The organism is uncultured Chitinibacter sp. (genome assembly GCF_945957625.1).
Taxonomy (GTDB): domain Bacteria; phylum Pseudomonadota; class Gammaproteobacteria; order Burkholderiales; family Chitinibacteraceae; genus Chitinibacter; species Chitinibacter tainanensis.
This window is the reverse complement of record NZ_CAMFLP010000015.1, coordinates 51171-68860: the sequence shown is the minus strand read 5'-3', so window position 1 is coordinate 68860 and position 17690 is coordinate 51171. Positions and strand designations below refer to the sequence as shown.

At 60.4% G+C, this 17690-nt stretch carries 10 protein-coding genes and 1 tRNA gene; 8 read left to right on the top strand and 3 right to left on the bottom strand.

Annotated features, from left to right (window positions below):
- Positions 1–81 precede the first annotated feature (81 nt).
- Positions 82–168, bottom strand: a tRNA-Leu gene (locus tag QV747_RS14650).
- A 155-nt stretch (positions 169–323) separates the two neighbouring features.
- Here QV747_RS14650 and rnr point away from each other — a divergent pair.
- The 5 genes from rnr to QV747_RS14625 all read left to right on the top strand — a co-directional run bounded on the left by rnr (position 324) and on the right by QV747_RS14625 (position 6117).
- A complete protein-coding gene (rnr, locus tag QV747_RS14645) occupies positions 324–3005 on the top strand; it encodes a ribonuclease R (RefSeq protein ID WP_288791522.1) in 2682 nt (893 codons plus the stop codon).
- 200 nt (positions 3006–3205) lie between these two features.
- Positions 3206–3565, top strand: a complete 360-nt coding sequence (locus QV747_RS14640) for a hypothetical protein (protein ID WP_028450870.1) — start codon at positions 3206–3208, stop codon at positions 3563–3565.
- A 13-nt stretch (positions 3566–3578) separates the two neighbouring features.
- Positions 3579–4301 (top strand): SIMPL domain-containing protein, encoded by a 723-nt coding sequence (locus QV747_RS14635; RefSeq protein WP_273432695.1) that lies wholly within the window; start codon positions 3579–3581, stop codon positions 4299–4301.
- A 2-nt stretch (positions 4302–4303) separates the two neighbouring features.
- Positions 4304–4768, top strand: coding sequence for a hypothetical protein (locus tag QV747_RS14630; RefSeq protein WP_273432697.1), 465 nt, complete (start codon positions 4304–4306; stop codon positions 4766–4768).
- 131 nt (positions 4769–4899) lie between these two features.
- A complete protein-coding gene (locus tag QV747_RS14625; RefSeq protein ID WP_273432699.1) occupies positions 4900–6117 on the top strand; it encodes a hypothetical protein in 1218 nt (405 codons plus the stop codon).
- A 42-nt stretch (positions 6118–6159) separates the two neighbouring features.
- On the opposite strand, the gene QV747_RS14620 is transcribed toward QV747_RS14625, so the two are convergent.
- Together QV747_RS14620 and QV747_RS14615 are read right to left on the bottom strand one after the other, a co-directional pair.
- Positions 6160–6546: a hypothetical protein gene (locus tag QV747_RS14620; RefSeq protein WP_273432700.1), complete on the bottom strand. Its 387-nt coding sequence runs from the start codon at positions 6544–6546 to the stop codon at positions 6160–6162.
- A complete protein-coding gene (locus QV747_RS14615) occupies positions 6543–8273 on the bottom strand; it encodes a DUF2813 domain-containing protein (RefSeq protein WP_273432703.1) in 1731 nt (576 codons plus the stop codon). Before QV747_RS14615 ends, QV747_RS14620 begins: the two co-directional genes overlap by 4 nt.
- A 147-nt stretch (positions 8274–8420) precedes the next feature.
- Here QV747_RS14615 and recC point away from each other — a divergent pair, with 147 nt between their 5' ends.
- Genes recC through recD form a run of 3 tightly spaced genes read left to right on the top strand, consistent with a single transcriptional unit; the run spans position 8421 to position 17690 of the window.
- A complete protein-coding gene (recC, locus tag QV747_RS14610; RefSeq protein ID WP_273432705.1) occupies positions 8421–11828 on the top strand; it encodes an exodeoxyribonuclease V subunit gamma in 3408 nt (1135 codons plus the stop codon).
- Positions 11825–15766: an exodeoxyribonuclease V subunit beta gene (gene recB, locus QV747_RS14605; RefSeq protein WP_273432706.1), complete on the top strand. Its 3942-nt coding sequence runs from the start codon at positions 11825–11827 to the stop codon at positions 15764–15766. The genes recC and recB overlap by 4 nt, the downstream gene beginning before the upstream one ends.
- A complete protein-coding gene (recD, locus tag QV747_RS14600) occupies positions 15759–17690 on the top strand; it encodes an exodeoxyribonuclease V subunit alpha (protein ID WP_273432708.1) in 1932 nt (643 codons plus the stop codon). The genes recB and recD overlap by 8 nt, the downstream gene beginning before the upstream one ends.

Sequence of the window (17690 nt, the reverse complement as noted above, 5' to 3'; positions counted from 1 at the left end):
TTGCGGGCGCTAGGACCTGAACCTAGTGCGTCTACCAATTCCGCCACCTGGGCATTCCTGATACTATTGTGATTGAAGCGTTGGTGCCCAAGAGAAGACTCGAACTTCCACACCCTTGCGGGCGCTAGGACCTGAACCTAGTGCGTCTACCAATTCCGCCACCTGGGCGCTTCAATCAGCAGCTTCGTTAACGTTTGTTTTCGTTGCTGCAGCAGAGAGGGGCGTATAATATGAAGCCCACGACAACCTGTCAATCACTTTTTGAGAAAAAAATTCGCCTAATGGATAGTAAAAAACCGAGTAAAAGCAAAACCCATCCAAAAATGAATGGCTTACGAGCCAGCGATCCTTTTTTGGCGCGAGAAAAAACGCGCTATGAATTTCCCCTTCCTTCCCGTGAATTCCTGCTGCAATTATTAACCGAGCGCGGAGCGCCGATGTACGCCGATGAATTGGCGGCCCAGCTGGGAATTCTGGAAGACGAACAATACGCATTCGAACGCCGTTTGCAGGCCATGGCCCGCGAGGGGCAACTCTTGGTTAACCGCAAGGGCGCCCTGTGCCTACCAGAAAAACTCGACCTGATTGCCGGTAAGGTGCAGGGCCATCCGGATGGTTTTGGTTTCCTGCTGCGCGATGATGGTGGCGATGATCTGTTTCTGGGCCCGAAAGAAATGGACAAAGTGCTGCACGGTGATCGTGTGCTGGTCCGCCCAATTGGCGTCGATCGCCGTGGCCGCCCTGAGGGCAGTATTGCCGAAGTCCTCGAACACGTGAATCAGCGGCTGGTGGGCCGGCTGCATAATGAGCGCGGTGTGTTTTTTGTCACCGCTGAAGACAAGCGCATTAGCCGCGATATTTTGCTGGAAGCCAAAAACACCGGTGGCGCCCAGGCCGGGCAAGTGGTGATGGTCGATTTGCTAACCCAGCCATCGCGCTATTCGCAGCCGGTGGGCAAAGTGGTGGAAGTACTGGGTAATTATGACGACCCAGGCATGGAAATCGAAATCGCGCTGCGCAAACACAATTTGCCGCACGTGTTCTCGCCCGAAGCCGAAGCGCAAGCGGCTAAAACGCCGCTGAAAGTCAAAAAGAAAGACTGGAAACCCGAGCATGGCGTCGAGCGCGTAGATTTGCGCGAGCTGCCACTGGTGACCATTGATGGTGAAACTGCCAAAGACTTTGATGATGCGGTGTTTGCCGAGAAAAAAGGCAAAGGCTGGCGGCTGGTGGTGGCGATCGCTGATGTGAGCCATTATGTGCGCCCGGGCGATGCGCTTGATCTCACCGCGATCGAGCGCGGCAATTCGGTGTATTTCCCCCGTCGGGTGATCCCGATGCTGCCCGAAGCCTTGTCCAACGGCATCTGCTCGCTCAATCCGGATGTTGAGCGGCTGTGTATGGTCTGCGATATGCGGGTGAGCGCCACCGGTGAAATCAAAAAATACGAGTTTTATCCGGCCGTGATGTTGTCCAAAGCGCGCCTCACCTATACCCGGGTATGGGATATGCTGGAAAACCCCAAAGGGGAAGACGCGCGGGCCAATACCCACCTATTGCCTCATCTGAAAACCCTGTATTCGCTGTTTAAAGTGTTTCAGGCAGCGCGCCAGGTGCGTGGCGCCATTGATTTTGAAACCCAGGAAACCGAAATGCGGTTCGATGAGCTGGGCAAAATCAAAGCCATCGTGCCGGTAGTGCGCAATGATGCGCACAAACTGATCGAAGAATGCATGTTGGCCGCTAATGTCTGCGCTGCCGATTATTTGCTGAAAAACGAACATCCGTGCCTGTATCGCGTGCACGAAGGCCCCACACCGGAAAAACTGCGCAATCTGCGCGAATATCTGCGCACGATGGGCCTAAGCCTGGGTGGTGGTGATGAGCCAGGGGCGCAGGATTATGCGCAAGTGCTCAATGCGATTAAAGAACGCGAAGACGCGCCTTTATTGCAAACCATGTTGCTACGCAGCTTGCAGCAGGCGGTGTATTCGCCGGATAACGCCGGCCACTTTGGCTTGAGCTACGAAGCCTATACGCACTTCACGTCGCCAATTCGCCGTTACCCCGATTTGCTGGTGCATCGTGCCATCAAAGCGATTTTGGCGAAAAAGAAATACAAACCGGCCAGCAAATGGGAGCAGCTGGGCGCGCAATGCTCGATGACCGAGCGCCGCGCCGATGAAGCCAGCCGCGATGTCCAAAACTGGCTGAAGTGCTATTACATGCAAGACAAGATTGGTGCCGAATTTATGGGCTCGGTGTCGGCAGTGACCAGCTTTGGCATGTTTGTTTTGCTCGATGAGCTGTATGTAGAAGGGCTGGTGCATGTGTCTGAGCTGGGGGTGGATTATTTCCACTTTGATGAGCAGCGCAAAGAGCTGAAAGGCGAGCGCAGCGGGCAGTTGTTCCGGATGACCGATCGGGTGAAAGTGCGTGTGGTGCGGGTTGATCTGGAAACCAGCAAAATTGATTTTGCGCTGGTCGATGATGAAGGCCGCTTGGTCGGTAGTGGCGGCAATAAAGCCGGTAAAACGGGTAAAGCTGGCGCTAGCTCGGCCAAAACCGCGCCCAAGGCTGCAGGCTCGGGCTCTGTTGGCAGCAAATCGGGAGCCAAGGCCAGCGGCCGCCGTCGTGCTGAGGCAAGCTCAGTTGAAGTATCCCCCGGCGAAGTAGCGCCGCTTGAATCCACTCGCCGCACAAAAAAAGCGGCAGCCCCCAGTGCCGCCCGCACGCGGGCCTCGGTCACAGAAAGCCGTCTGAGCGGCGTGAGCGCCAAGCCGTTTTTTGATGATGCCGAAGCAGCTGCTTGGCAAGCTGATGAGCCGCCAGCGCGTAATCCCTACGCACCACGTAGTGGGCGTGGCCGCAGCAGCGCCGCTGCGCCTGCCACCCCCGCTGCGAAGCGCAAAAAGCCGGGCACGGCGACCCAGCGTCGCCGTGCCGGCGCCGAGCAGGCCGCCCAGGGGGTCCCTGCCGCGCCAAAACGTCGCCGCCGGCGCTAAGCCGCGGCAGGCAAGGGAAAGGGGGGGCACTGCTCTGCGGTGGCGCCCCATTCAGCCGGCAAACAACGTGAAAATTCAGCGTTGGTTCAGCCGGACTAATGTGCAATAGTTCAAGACATTAGCCAATTGGCCTGGGTCGGCGGTTTGAGATTTACCGCACAGCCCCGACCTGTTGGTTATGCTCTTTTTTAGGAAATACCATGTTTATCGTTGATCGTTCGGCGGCCATTATCCGCCCCAAACAAGCGTTTTTAGATTGGCTCAATGCCTTGCCGGGCAATGATGTGGTGCTCACACTGGAAGAAATCCGTTCTGACTGTACGGTGATTCTGGTGCCGGAAGCGGAAGAGCCGGAAGACGCTATCGCCTTTATTGATGACATTGCCGATCAGCTGTTTGCGCAAGAGCTGGCCAGCTGGGTGCAGGACGAAAGCCTGTGGCCGGCCAAGCGCAATCTGAAGCTGTTTTGGGATTGGTTCGATGTGGAAATCCACTTGGGCGTGATGGATGCGGTGGCCGAAGAAATTCACAATACGCCGACCGATCACAACTACCACTAAAAGGATACCCTGTATGCGTATGTCGCTGATTGCAAGTTCAATCGCAGTATTGCTGGCAATACCCCTAGTGGCGAATGCCGCCGATGAGCCACGCTTTAATGTGGTGAATCTGGAAGCTTCGGCCAGCCAGCAAGTGAGCAATGATCTGGCCCACGCGGTGCTGTTTGTGGAACTCAGCGACAATGATCCGAGCAAGCTGGCGGATAAAATCAACCAGACCATCCTCGCTGCGCAAAAAACGCTCAAGCAATATCCGAGCGTGCAATCGGCGGGCACCGGCTATAGCAGCTATCCGCTGTATAACAGCAAAAACCAGCCGCAAGGCTGGCGCAGCCGCGGCGAGCTGCGGATCAATTCCAAAGACTTTACCGCGCTATCCCAGCTGATTGCCGCGCTACAAAAACCGCAAAGCACCGGTATTGCGCTGCAACTGGCGGATATCCGCTACGAAGTGTCTGAGCAAAGCCGCAAGCAGGTAGAAGACCAGCTGATTGGCGAGGGCTTAAAGGCATTTCGCGAGCGGGCGAGCCTGATTCAGCGCGGGATGAGTGGCAGTGGCTGGAAAGCGATCAATCTGAATGTTCAGACGCAAACCAATAGCCCGCCGCCACGGCCAATGTACCGCATGGCGCCGGCGATGATGGAAGCCGCCGCGGCCCCAGCGCCGGCCCCGGTTGATGCAGGTGAAAGCCGGCTGTTTGTGACGGTGAACGGCAGCATTCAGATCGGCGACTAAACATGTTGCCGCTGCCTTTGCAGATTAACCCCGTATCCCGCTGGGAGCGGGGTTTTTTATGTCTGCAATTTGGCTTGGCCTTGCTGGCGGTGGGCTTGCTTGTGCCGCAGCACTGGGCTTTTGCCTTGCTCGGCTTGCCGGTATTGGGCGCATGGCGCAGGTATTGGCGCCGCCCTTGGCAGGCGGATGTAGTCGTTGAAGTCCGCGCCTTAGCTGACGGATTATTTGAGATCACCTATCGCGACGGGCGGCAAGTGGTGCGGGCGCTACAGCAGCATTGGAGCGCTGGCGGGGTATTGCTGTTGGTGTGGCAGCCGGAAAAACCCTGGCAGCGCACCGCTACTTTAATCATTTGGCCCGATAGCGCGGCACCGATGGCCTTGCGCGAATGGCGGATTTACTTGCGTTGGCAGCATGCTGTGGCGGCTTTGCCGCAGTTGCCGCTCGACCAAGATAGCAAGACTTGAATTTGGCTTTTTTTGCGCTAGAAGTAGTTTTTTTCTGTTTAAGATCAAGTAGATATTTTTAATTTCATATTTGTGCTGCTCTGCATCACTGACTAGGCTGTTTAGGAAGATGACAGCCATAGGAGGGGGCGATGCGCACATGGACAATGTTGGCCTGCGGAATGGGCCTAGCTTCTACTTTATCCGTTGCAGGTGTATTTGATATTACAGCGACGATTCATGGTAAATCGAGTTCGATCAGCCTCGATTCGGCGGATGATTCGATCAATATTCTAGAAACGCCATCGATCCGCACTTTTTTTGCCGGTTATCAGGGGACGGAAGTGGTGTCGGCCGAAATTAATTTTCGCGGCGTGCCGATCAAGATGGCCTACCCAACTGCCAATAGCACCAAGCTGGTGCTGGAAGTGCCTAGCATTAATCTCAATCAGAGCTTTATCGGCGCGACGCGGGATGAAAGCGAGAAAATGATGGGCGACTTCATCAAAAAGAACCCGCAATTTCTCGAAGCTTTTTTAAAAACCAGCGTCAAACTCTCGCCAGTTGATCCGGTCGCCGGTAACCCCAATAGCTTGATGAGCCGAGCGGTAACACAAGATAGTCAGGCCATGTGGCTGGGCTCGGGCGCACGCAGTGGGGGCAGTGGCAGCAGCAATACCTTTGGCCTGGGCGTAGTGTACGGACATTTTGTTAGTGATGCGGTGGGTGCAGCCAAAAGCATGAGTAGTGATGGTTTTACCCTGCCGCTGACTTACTCGCGGCAATTTGATGAGGCCAATCATGAGCTGTTGGTGAATATCCCCTTGGGCTACACCACGGTGGATGGCTCGACAGCCTATGATGCCAGCCTGAGTGCCGTGTACCGCTATCCGGTGCAGCCCAACTGGGTGGTGGCGGTGTCTGGCGGGGCGCGGATCACCGGCTCTAAAGATCTGGCCGGTGGCGGCTGGATGGCTTCGCTGGGTTTAAGCTCGAATTACACCTGGCAAGGCGAGGGCTGGTCGCTCTCGCTGGGCAATATGGTGGGCTACTACAAAGTGATGCGGGTGAAGTACGACAACACCACCATCAGCCCTGATGTGGCTAATACCGTGTTTCGCAATGGCCTGTTGTTCTCGTGGGATACGCCCTGGGCTTTGCTGGATACACCGCTCACCATCGAAGCGTTCGTGATCGACACTCGCTACACCGGCACCGAGCTCTTTAGTAATTATCAGGATGAAATTGGCATTACCTTTGGTACCAAGCGCAGCCTCAGTGCACGCGAAGCCGATTTGCGCGCGGGCTTTAGCTACATCACTGGCGAGCATTTGAATGGCTTTAAAGCCAACTTTGGGGCCTGGTTTTAATGGCGCTAAGCCGCAGCACACCGCCGCCACTGCGGCGGTTTTTTATTGCCCCACCGTGCGCCCATATTGCCGCGCGAGTTCAGCAAAAATGGGCAGGCTAAGGCAGACCCAGCCAAATAATGTGAGCCACAGCCACACGTGGCGGCGTTGCCAGCTCCACAACAGCGCCAAGCTCACTAAAGCAGAAGCTGCCAGTGGGATGAGCTGCAGCAGTAGCGAGGCCAATGTAAACCAGCCGGGTAGGCCGGGCATCATATGGCCGACCCCGATCACAAACAGCAAGAAAAAATGCACCAGATAGCTCACACCCAACCCCAGCAGGCTGATGAGCCATTGCCAGTGGCTGGCCAGTACCGCTTGGCGTTGCCAGTGTGAACGTGGCGGGGCTATTGGGCTGAGGTCTTGCTTAATGGATTGGCTCAGCTTCACACTTCGCTCTCGGGTAGGCTGCTGGCCAGCGCCTGCAGGGTGGTAAACATCGTTTGTAATTGCGGCGGAATGCTCTCGCGCCCCTTTAGCTCGGCAGCTTCCGCGATTTCCAGCGCCATGCCTGGCTTGCTGTGATAGCGCAGCGCCCGGCTGATGATGTCTTCGTCACTCATGGGTTGCTGCGCCTGTAGCGCCAGTGCGGCCGCGTGTTGCGGCGACATGGGCTCGCGTTGCGGCTGGCCGGCGGCGCGGTAAATGTCGGCAAAGCCGTGTTCCCAGAAAAAATGCTCAATATCGCGGCTGGGCAAGAGGGTGATGTGCTGGCCTTCCTCACGGCCGCGCAAGAGCTTTTGCGCCCGCTGCCAGTATTTCAGCCCCGCATCGTCGCCATCACAGAGCACATGCCAGTGTATGCCCAGCTGATCGGCAAATTTGATCAGTGGTGCCAGCCCTGCTTGGGCAAATTCCACGCAGCGGATGCCTTCCAGCGGGAAATTCACCCCGCAAATGCGGGCTAATTCGGGGATTAGCCAGAATTCGGTTTCGCCTTCCACCAGCAGCCACACGCGGGCAAACATACTGCTGCTGCGATTGCTGCGAATATGAAACGCCACTTTGCGCGCATCGGCCATTGACAGCGCGGCGTCCCCCAGCTGATATACATGCACCGAATGGGCTTTGCGCACTAGCCGCCTGAGTGCTTGCTGCGGAAAGCTGGCCAGTAAGTCGCCATGATTGGTGGTGATGATTTTTTGCAGCGGCAGCTGCTCGATCAGCCCCCATAGCAAACCCAGCTGAATCGGATGTAAATGCGTTTCCGGGTCTTCCATCACCATAATGGGCTGGGCTTCGTGGCTGAGGGCATCTTCGCCACGCGCATGCAGCAGCGCACCGATCAGCATTAGCAGCGCCATGCGGCGCAGATTCGAACCCGAGCGCTGGGCGATTTCCAGCAGATTATCTTCATCGCGAAAATTAAGCGGGGCGTTGGCAATTTGCTCGGCCAGGCGCTGATTGGGGTTGCTCTCGCGCGCGAGCAGATTGGTGTTTTCGCTCAGCAGCTGCTGCATGGCCGCCAGCCCCTGGCGTAATTCCTGCGGATGCAGCTGATGCGGCAGCGTCAGTATCCGCTCGAAAACCTGCCGCACTGCGTCGCTGGCCGGGAGGGTGAGCTGACTATCTTGCGGCCGGCTGGCCAGCCGCGGGTGTTCCAGCCAGTCGGTGAGCTGCATATCGCGAAAGCGCAACACCGGGTGCAGGCGGATCAGGGTATCGGCCAGCTGATCGGTCGCGGGGTGCTCGATTTCGCTGCCGTCGGGGTGAATAAAACTACGCCGCGCGCGGATTTCGTGATGGCCAAAGCGCTCGGCGCTAAAGCGCAGCGCCAACATCGGCTCATGGGCATCTTCACTGCCATCGTCGGGGTTGCGCCAGCTATGCCAGCACAGCGGCGCAAATTCATCCCCGGGGGTATTGCCCTGAAAGTACAGTGTGATATTGAGTCGCCGGGCAATACTGGCCCGGGTATTGTGCACACGGTGAAAATCTTCGTGGCTAAACAGGGTATCCACCGGCTGCGGCGCGGTTAGACAGCGGCACAGCGCCACAATCAGGCTGGTTTTACCCCAGTTGTTTTCGCCAAAGAGCGCGGTGGCGGCGGCATCCAGATGCAGATCGATCTGGCTAATGCCGCGAAAATTGGTCACTTGCAGTCGGGTCAGTTGCATGATGTGCACAGGCCAACAAGATGGCTCAGTCTAACAAATCTACCTGCGCTTGCGCAGCTTGCGACACCGAGATGATGCTGCTGTTGTCAGAATGAAGTCAGCCCCGAATCTGGGCTAAAATAGCCGGCTGAACGGCAAGGAAACCCCATGACTGCGCGTCTCAATCTGTTTCAGTCCAACCGGCTGGAAAACCTGTTTGAACTTATGCTGGCCCTGATCGAGGTGCCGCTGACGGATCCGCTGGCCAATGAAAAGATCATTGTCTCCAGCAAGGGGATGGAGCGCTGGCTGCGCTTTGCGCTGGCGCGGCGCACCGGCATTTGCGCCGGGGTGGATTTTGCCTTGCCGGCCGGTTTTGTCTGGCAACTTTTGCAGCAAGCCTTGCCGGGGCTGCCGAAAAATTCGCCCTATGGCTCGGCGGCGCTGGCCTGGCGGCTATTCGAGATCTTGCCTCGCTCGGCGGCGCGCGCACAAAGCCCGATTGTGGCGGCCTATTTGCAGGAAGGCGATGAGCGCCGGCGTATGGCGCTCGCCGGCAAACTGGCCGATGTGTTTGACCAGTATCTGGTGTTTCGCCGCGACTGGATCGCCGAGTGGGAAGCCGGTCGGCTGGTGGGTAACTTGGGGCCCGATGAAGCCTGGCAAGCGGCCTTGTGGCGCGAAGCGCATCAGGCCATTCAGCAGGGCACGCTAGCGCAGGCCGGCTTGGGCGCGCCAGTGCCGCACCGCGCCGAGATGTTTGTACAGCTGTTTGCCCGCTGGGCGCACGAGGCGCCGCAACATTTACCCGAACGGCTCACCGTGTTTGGCCTGGCGAGCATGCCGCCCGCTTATATCGATGTGCTGGGCGCGCTGGCCGAGCATATCGATGTGAATCTGTTTTTGCTTAATCCTTGCCGCGAAGACTGGGGCGCGATTGTGAGCCCGCAAGCGCAGGCGCGGCAACAATTGGCCCGACCGCAAGAAAGCCTCTATCTGGATGTTGGCCATCCGCTGCTGGCCAGTATGGGCAAGGCCGGGCGTGATTTTTATCGCGCAGTGACCGAGGCTTTTCCGTGGACTATGGGCGGCGATGGGCCGCTGTTTCTTGATCCGGCGGCGGATCTTGCCAGCCCAAGTCTGCTGCAGCAATTGCAATCCGATATTCTCAATCTGCGGCAGCGCGGCGATGCGCCGGGCGCTGTGAGCCGCTATGTGGTGCCGGCGCAAGATCGCTCGCTAAGTTTTCATAGCTGCCACAGCCCGATGCGCGAAGTGGAAGTAATGCATGATCAGATTTGCCACTGGCTCGCGGCCGATCCAACGCTGCTGGCGGCCGATATTGCCGTGCTGCTGCCTGATCTGGGGCCGTATGCGCCGCTGATCGAGGCGGTATTTGGCGGCGCGGCGGCGGCGTGCGCGCCGGCGCTGCCATTTAATATTGCTGATCTGACAACTGCGCAAGAATGCCCGGCGATCGCCGTGTTTTTGCAGCTCTTTAATCTGCCGGCCAGCCGTTGCACCGCCGATGAAGTCTTTGGCCTCTTAGAAAACCCGCAACTGGCGGCGCGTTTTGGCATTAGCGCGGATGAACTGGCGACGCTGCAACACTGGATTAGCAGCGCCGGTATCCGCTGGGGGCTGGATGCAGCCCACCGTGCCGAAGTGCTGGCCGCGGCCCCGGGGCTGGCGGAGCTGGGGGCGGCCAATACCTGGCAAGCCGGGCTCGATAGCCTGATTTTGGGTGCAGCACTGCCGCAAGCGCAGGCGGGCGAGGCATTGCCGCTGTGGCAAGGGCTGGCGCCGTGGGATGATCTGGAAGGCTCGCAAGTGGTCTTGCTGGCCAAACTGCAGGCGGTGATCAGCGCGCTGGCGAGCTGGCGCCAGCGGCTGCAGCCGGCGCGCACCTTGGCCGAATGGAGTACGGAGGCGCTGCAACTACTGGAGGCGTTTTTCCTTTTCGACCCGCATCAGGATGCCGAGCGCCTGCTCTTGCAAGCCATTCGCAGCACGCTGGCGGCGCTGGCGGAAGAGGCCGCTTTGGCCGAGCTCAATACCAGCGTCTCGCGGCTGGTGGTGCTCGATTGGTTGACCCATCGCTTTGATACCAGCAGCCGGGGCTCGGGCTTTGTTTCGCGCGGGGTGACGTTTTGTACCATGGTGCCGATGCGCGGGCTGCCGTTCCGGCGCATTGCCGTGCTGGGGCTGAATGAAAGCGATTTTCCGCGCAATCCGCCGCAGGCCGGCTTTGATCTTATCGCGCAAAACCCGCGGCTGGGCGATCGTTCGCGCCGGCTGGATGACCGCTATCTGTTTTTAGAAATCCTGCTCGCGGCGCGCGATGGTTTGTATTTATCGTGGGTGGGGCGCGGGGTGCGTGATAACGAGGCTTATCCGCCATCGGTGCTGGTGGCCGATGTGCTGGATGTCGTTCGCCAAGGTTTTGCCGCCAGTAGCGATGACGATGGTAGCACCTTGCTCGCGCAGATTTATACGGAGTATCCGCTGCAAGTCTTTAGCCCACAAAGCTTTCAGCCCGATACCCCGGTGCAGTCGTTTAATCCGCTGTGGGGTGATGCCGCGCGGCGGCTGCTACAAGGCCCGAGCGAGCTGGCAACGGGTACGGGTGATGCCGCCGTGGCGCCCGTGCTGGCCGGTGCTGACGAAATCCCGCCGCTACCGACCTTAACGCTGGGCCTGTTGGCCGAATGCCTGAGCAAGCCCGCCACCTTTTTCCTGCGCTACCGCGCGCAGTTGAATCTGGACGAAGCCGCCGGCGCGCTGCCGGAAGACGAGCCATTTGATCTGCGCGATTTTGCCGACCGGCTGGTGCGCGAGCGCACCTTGCAATACGGCCCGGCAGCGGCCGAGCTGTTGGCCGCGCAAGGGCAGGTGCCGCTGGGCACGCCCGGGCGCTTGCTGCTGGCGCGCGAAATCGAGGCCGCCGATGCCTTGCGCCAGGCGCTACCCAGCTATCGCGGCGAGGCGGACGAACAGGTGCTGAGTGAATGGCTGGCGCTCAGCCACGCGGGCCAGAGCTACCCGCTGGCAGTCACGCTGGATCGGCTGTATCCGGCCGGGCAGCTGATTGAGCGCAGCAAGGTTTTTCCGCGCGAGGTACTGCGCTTTTGGCTGCGCCATCTGGCATATTGCGCGCTGGGCGGCACGGCGCCAACGCGGGTGTTAGCGCCGGAGGAAGTCTGGTGTTTTGCGCCGCTGAGTGCCGTAGCGGCGCTGAGTGAGCTCAATACCGTGCTGGCCTTTGTGCTGGCGCATTGGCAACGCCCGCAGGCCTGGTTTAGCAAAACTGCGCTGCAGTGGCAGACGGCCGAGCCGGAGCAGCGCTGGGATGTCCTGAGCAAAAGCTGGTACGACAGCTTTGATAAGTTGGGCGAATATGCCGATCCGGCCATTCAATTGCTGTGGCCGGAAGATCCGCTGGCCGAGGAGAGCCCATGGCGGGATGAATTTGCCGACTGGAGCGAGCGACTATTGGCGCCGCTGTTCGCTCACCTGAGCCGCAGTAGTTTACGCGCCGATCTGGCCCGCCAGGCCGCCACGCCGGAGGCACTATGACGCCGAATGAGCCTATCCACGCGCAGCCAGATTTATTCGGGCCGGATTTATGTAGTAACGCCAACCCCACCGAGACTACCGCCATGCCTGAGCTGAGCGCTGCCGCGACTGCTACTACTGCTGAAGCAGAGCCCACCCAACAGTCAGCTGCCTTGCAGCTGGTCCCACTGGCCGTGCATACCGTGCCGCTGGGCGGGCGCAATCTGATCGAGGCCTCGGCCGGCACTGGCAAGACTTTCAATATCACTGGCCTCTATGCGCGGCTGGTGCTGGGGGCGCATACCGACGCAGAAGAGTCTGGCGCCGCGCCGCAGTTTGACCTCAGTCGCGCCTTGCTGCCCGAGCAGATCTTGGTGGTGACCTTCACCAAGGCTGCCACCGCCGAGCTGAAAGATCGCATCCGCACCCGGCTGGCGCAACTGGCGCAAACGCTGCAAGACGAAAGCCCCGTTTTGCTCAATGGCGAGCCCGAGCCATTTTGCGCCACGCTGTGGGCGCAGATTGTGGCGCAGGGCGTGGCGGTGAAACCGCTGCTCGATCAGCTGCGGCTGGCGCTGGCGACGCTTGATCAGGCGGCAATTTCGACGATTCACAGTTTTTGTCAGCGCCTGCTGACCGAGCAAGCGTTTGAGGCCGGCTTTGATTTTGATCGCGAGATGATTAGCGATGAATCAGAGGTATTGGCCCAGATCGCTCGAGATTTCTGGCGTAGCGAGGTATACCCCGCTGATCCCATCTGGGTGAATTATCTGGCACAAGTGTCGGTGGGGCGCACAAAAGGCCTGGGGGTAGATGCGCTGGCGCGCATGGCGCACCGCTGGGCGGGGCTGGATGAAGCCCGGCTGGATCCATTGCCGGCTTGCCCCGAGCTGGGGCAAGTGGCCGCGCGCTGGCAGCAGGCGGTCGCGGCCTGCGCTCGGCTGTGGGCATCGGCGCGGCTGGTGCCGGCGCTAAGCATTTTGCACACGCAAGGGCTGCTCAAGAAAAACAAACTGGGTTTTCTAGCCGAAGCCGGTTGGACTGCGCGCATCGAGGCCTATTTTGCCGCGCCCAATGGGCCGTTGCCGACCGAGCTGAAAGCATTGGCGCAGACGGCCTTAAATGATGCGGTGCTGAAAAAACACCAAGACAGCGTGCCGCACGATGAGTTTTTCTCTGCGGTAGAGGCGCTGATCGATACCCGCACTACGCTGGAGCAAGATCTGGCGCTGTATCTGGCGCACTGGTTGCTGGGCTTTGGCCGCTATGTGCGCCGCGAGCTGGCGTTGCGCAAAGCCGCAGCGGGGCAAATGTCGTTTGATGACAGCCTGAATCTCCTGGCCAGCGCCTTGCAGGACGAGCGCCGCCGCGCGCATCTGGTGGCCAAGGTGCGGCAGAAATATCGCGCTGCGCTGGTGGATGAATTTCAAGATACTGATCCAACCCAGTTTTGCATTCTGGATACGCTGTTTGGCACGCCGCAGGCGGCGGATGGGGATGAGCAGGCTGGGGCAAATGGGGTAGAAGAGTCGAGCAGTGCGCCGCCATTCTTTATGGTGGGCGATCCCAAGCAGGCGATTTACGCCTTTCGTGGCGCCGATGTGTATGCCTATCTGCAGGCGCGGCAAGCGGCGACGGGTCGCTATTCGATCGATACTAATTTTCGCTCGGATGCAGCGATTATCGCCTTTATCAACCGGCTTTTTGCGCCGGCCGATGCCTTTGTCGAAGCGCAAATTCAGCACCCGGAGATCAAGGCCAAGCACAGCGGGCCATCCAAATTACAGATCGCCGATCAGCGGCAGGCGGTGCATGCCTTTGTGTATCCGGCGCCCAAGGCCGAAGCTGCACGCCAGCTGATTGTGCAGGGGGTAACGCAGGAAATCGTGCAGCTCTTGCAGCGCGCGGCGGCCGGGCAGGCCACGCTGGGCGAGCGGCCGCTGGCGCCGGGGGATATTGCGATTTTGGTCAGCAGCCACCGCGATGCCGAACAGCTGCGCCGTGCCTTGTTGCGCGCCGGTGTGCCCTCGGTGACGCAGGTGCGGGAGAGCGTATTTGCCGCGCCCGAGGCGCAGGGGCTGCTGGCCTTGCTGCTGGCGATAAATGAGCCGGCCAATCCGGCCTTGCTGCGCCGTGCGCTGGTTAGCCCGGTGGTGGGCCTGAGTGTGGCGCAACTGATTGCGCTGCAAGCGGATGAAGCGGCGTGGCTGGCGCAGATCGAGCAGCTGCAAACCCTGCGCGATGAATGGCGCAAAGCCGGGTTTATGGCGATGTTCCGCCGCTGGCTGGTGCACAGCGGCACCCCGGCGCGCTTGCTTGGTTTTGCCGATGGCGAGCGCCGGCTGACTAATTTATTGCATGTGGCCGAGCTGATTCAGCATGAAGCCCGCGCGCGCCCCAGCCCGGCCTTATTGCTGGCCTGGCTGGATCGGCAGATTGCCGAGCCGGATGGGCAGGCGGAAAACCAGCAAATGCGGCTGGAAAGCGATGCCGAGCGGGTGAAGATTGTGACCATTCATGCCTCTAAAGGGCTGGAATACCCGGTGGTGTTTTGCCCTTTGCTCTGGCGCGGGCCGGGTGAGCTCAGCCGCGATGGCCAGCTGTTGCAATATCACACCGGCAGCGGCGAAGCGCGCACCCTCTTGCACGGTAGCCCCGAAGCGCGCCAGGCCGCGGCCGAGCAAGCGCGGCTGGAGGGCTATGCCGAGCAGTTGCGGCTCTTGTATGTGGCGCTGACTCGCGCCAAGCATCGGCTATATCTGGCCTATCCCAGCTTTACCGAAAAAGTACATTTCGCCTCCAAGCCCGCGCTGAATAACGCGGCGCTGGCGCAGGTGCTGCGGGTGCAGGGTGCCACGCTGCACAGCAAAATCGGCGAGTGGAGCGCCAGCGAGCTGGCCAGCGCGCTGCAGGCTTTGGGGCCGGTGAGTATCAGCGATCTGAGCGAATTGCCGCTGCAGGCCCGCTATCAGCCGCCGGCGGCGCAGCAGCCCACGCTGGCGGTGGCGCAGCTGCCGTCGCGCCCGTGGGCAGCGCCATGGCGGCTGGTGAGTTTCTCGTCGCTCTCGCGCGGGGTGGCGCGGCATGGCAGCAGCGAGCAGGCCGAGCACGCCGCCGATCATGATCGCGATGTCTTGCCCACGCTGAGTAGCGAGCGGCTGGGGCCGCTACGTTTTCGCTTTACCCGTGGCGCCGATGCCGGCACGGCGCTGCACGGCATGTTTGAACACTGGGATTTCAGCCAGCCCGAGCGGCAGCAATGGTGGCCGGTGATCGCGCAGCAATTGCAGCAAGCCGGCTTGCTGCCATCAGTTGATAGCAGCAGCCCTGCGGATGCGGATGTACCCGAGGAGGGTATGCTCTCCGAGATCGCAGATTGGCTGGGTGAAGTACTAGATACCCCAATAGGGGTCGGCGATGAGCCGCGCTTTACGCTGGCCAGCCTGAGCCGGAGACAGCGGCTGAACGAATGGCCGTTTTTGCTGCATTGCCCCACGCTGGATTTGCGGCGCTTTTGCGCGGTGCTGGCCGAGCCGCAATATGGCGTGCCGGCGGCGTTTATTGCTGCCAGCCAGCGGCTAAAGCCCGAGCAGATCGAGGCGTATTTAAATGGCGTGATCGACTTGGTGGCCGTCCATGCGGGGCGCTATTACATCGTCGATTACAAATCCAACCATCTGGGCGCCAGCTGGGATGACTATCAGCCCGCACGGCTGACCGAGACGATGGCCGATGCGCATTACTATCTGCAATACCTGCTGTATGTGGTGGCCTGGCATCGCTATTTGCGCCAGCGCTTGGGCGCGGCGTATGACTATCAGCGTGATTTTGGTGGCGTGATGTATTTATTTATTCGGGGTATGCACCCAGAGGTTAATGAAGCCGGTATTTGGCAGCATAAACCCCCGGTGGGTTTAATTGAGGCGCTGGATGCCGTACTGGGAGCGCAGCATGATTAAGTCACCGCAAACCGAATTGACCGCCCCGGCCGAGTTAGCGTCAACTGAGCCTGCCGTGGCCGAGCCCGCCCGCGCCGCATCGCTGACCGGCGCGAGCACCGCCAGTGGCAGTGCCTATGGTCAGGCGCTGGTGGCGCTGCTGCGCAAAACCTGCCCCAGCGCGCCGCCTGATTTACTGGGCTTGGCGCTGCAGGCCGCCAGCGCCAGCGAGCGCGGTGATGTCTGCGTCAACATTCCGCCCGGCAGTGATCTGGCCGCCTGGCGCGCCAGCGGTGCGGTGGGAGCGCCGGGTGAATTTTGCCCGCTGATTGCCGAAGCGGGCCGGCTGTATCTGGCGCGCTATCATGCCTACGAAGCCGAGCTGGCGGCACGGCTAACCGCGCTGTGCGCGCGCGAGCTCGCCCCGCCCGCAGGGCTGGCTGCGCAACTCACCCAGCTCTTTGGCCCAGCTGGCAAAGAGCTGGATTGGCAGCGCGTGGCCGCCACGGCGGCGCAATGCAAGGCGCTGATGGTGATCAGTGGTGGGCCGGGTACCGGCAAAACCACCACCTTGGTCAAACTACTGGCGCTGTTTCAAGCCGGCGCGCTGCAAACCGCGGGCACGCCGCTGAATATCCGGCTGGCGGCGCCCACCGGCAAGGCGGCCAACCGCATGCAGGAAGCCATTCGCAATGCCCGCAGCCAGCTGACTGATCAGCTCGCGCCCGAGGTGCTGGCCGCGCTGCCCACCGAGGCCAGCACGCTGCATCGGCTGTTGGGTAGCCGGCCTGATTCGGTGCGCTTTGTGCATCATGCCGGCCACCCGCTGGCGCTGGATGTGCTGGTGGTGGATGAAGCCTCGATGGTCGATCTGGCCCTGATGAGTAAACTCCTGGCTGCCTTGCCCAGCCATGCGCGGCTGGTGCTGTTGGGGGATAAAGACCAGCTCGCCTCGGTGGAGGCGGGCGCGGTGCTGGGCGATTTGTGTAGCGATGTCGGGCTATCACCTGCGTTTGCCGCGCAGCTCAGTGCGCTCACCGGCCAGCCGGTGCAGCCTGAGTTTTCGCCCAGCCAGCTTGGCGATCATGTGATTACCTTGGTGAAAAGTTATCGCTTTTCCGGCCAGATTGGCCAGCTGGCCCGCGCGATTAATCAGGAACAAATCCGCGCGGTGTTTGAATTATTGCAGCCCAATGCCATGAGCCCGGCCGCGTTGCCAGCCAGCCTGAATGCGGCACCGCCGCCAGAGCTCGCCTGGCTGGCGGCCGATCCGGCCAGCAGCGGCCTGCCCGAACTATTAGCCCCGCTGTGGGCGGCATATCAGCCTTATCTTGCCGCCGTGGCCAACTATGCCAGTGCGCAGACCACCGCCACCTTGGCCGGCGCGGAATTGCCTAGCGCGGCACCGGTGTTTGCCGCGTTTGACGCCTTTCGGGTCTTAAGCCCGCTGCGCCGTGGCGCGGCCAGTGTCGAACAGGTAAATGCCTTGCTCGAGCAGCAGCTCGCCCGCCGTGGCCACAAGCTACCCGAGCAGCAATGGTATGCCGGCCGGCCCGTGCTGATCCCGCAAAATCTGTACGAGCTGGGCTTATTTAATGGCGATATTGGCCTCACACTGCCCGATGCCAGCGGCAAGCTGTGGGTGCATTTTTTGCAAGCCGATGGCAGCACCCGCTGCGTATCACCGGCGCGGCTGGCCAATGTGGAAACCGCCTTTGCCATGACGGTGCACAAATCGCAGGGCTCGGAATTTGCCCATGTGCTCTTGCTGCTGCCCGCCGGCGAAGCGGGCGCCGGCCAGCTCTTAAGCCGCGAGCTGGTCTACACCGCCATCACCCGCGCCAAAACCCGCGTTACGCTGTGGGGCGACGAGCGCAGCGTGCGCCAGGCGGTGGCGCGCAAGGTGGAGCGCCAGTCGGGGCTGGCGCAGCGCTTATTGCGCTAA

Coding starts and splice junctions, on each gene's coding strand:
- QV747_RS14640 (WP_028450870.1), top strand. CDS start 3,206: ATGTTTATCGTTGATCGTTCGGCGGCCATTATCCGCCCCAAACAAGCG.
- QV747_RS14630 (WP_273432697.1), top strand. CDS start 4,304: ATGTTGCCGCTGCCTTTGCAGATTAACCCCGTATCCCGCTGGGAGCGG.
- QV747_RS14625 (WP_273432699.1), top strand. CDS start 4,900: ATGCGCACATGGACAATGTTGGCCTGCGGAATGGGCCTAGCTTCTACT.
- rnr (WP_288791522.1), top strand. CDS start 324: ATGAATGGCTTACGAGCCAGCGATCCTTTTTTGGCGCGAGAAAAAACG.
- QV747_RS14615 (WP_273432703.1), bottom strand. CDS start 8,273: ATGCAACTGACCCGACTGCAAGTGACCAATTTTCGCGGCATTAGCCAG.
- recD (WP_273432708.1), top strand. CDS start 15,759: ATGATTAAGTCACCGCAAACCGAATTGACCGCCCCGGCCGAGTTAGCG.
- recB (WP_273432706.1), top strand. CDS start 11,825: ATGACGCCGAATGAGCCTATCCACGCGCAGCCAGATTTATTCGGGCCG.
- QV747_RS14635 (WP_273432695.1), top strand. CDS start 3,579: ATGCGTATGTCGCTGATTGCAAGTTCAATCGCAGTATTGCTGGCAATA.
- recC (WP_273432705.1), top strand. CDS start 8,421: ATGACTGCGCGTCTCAATCTGTTTCAGTCCAACCGGCTGGAAAACCTG.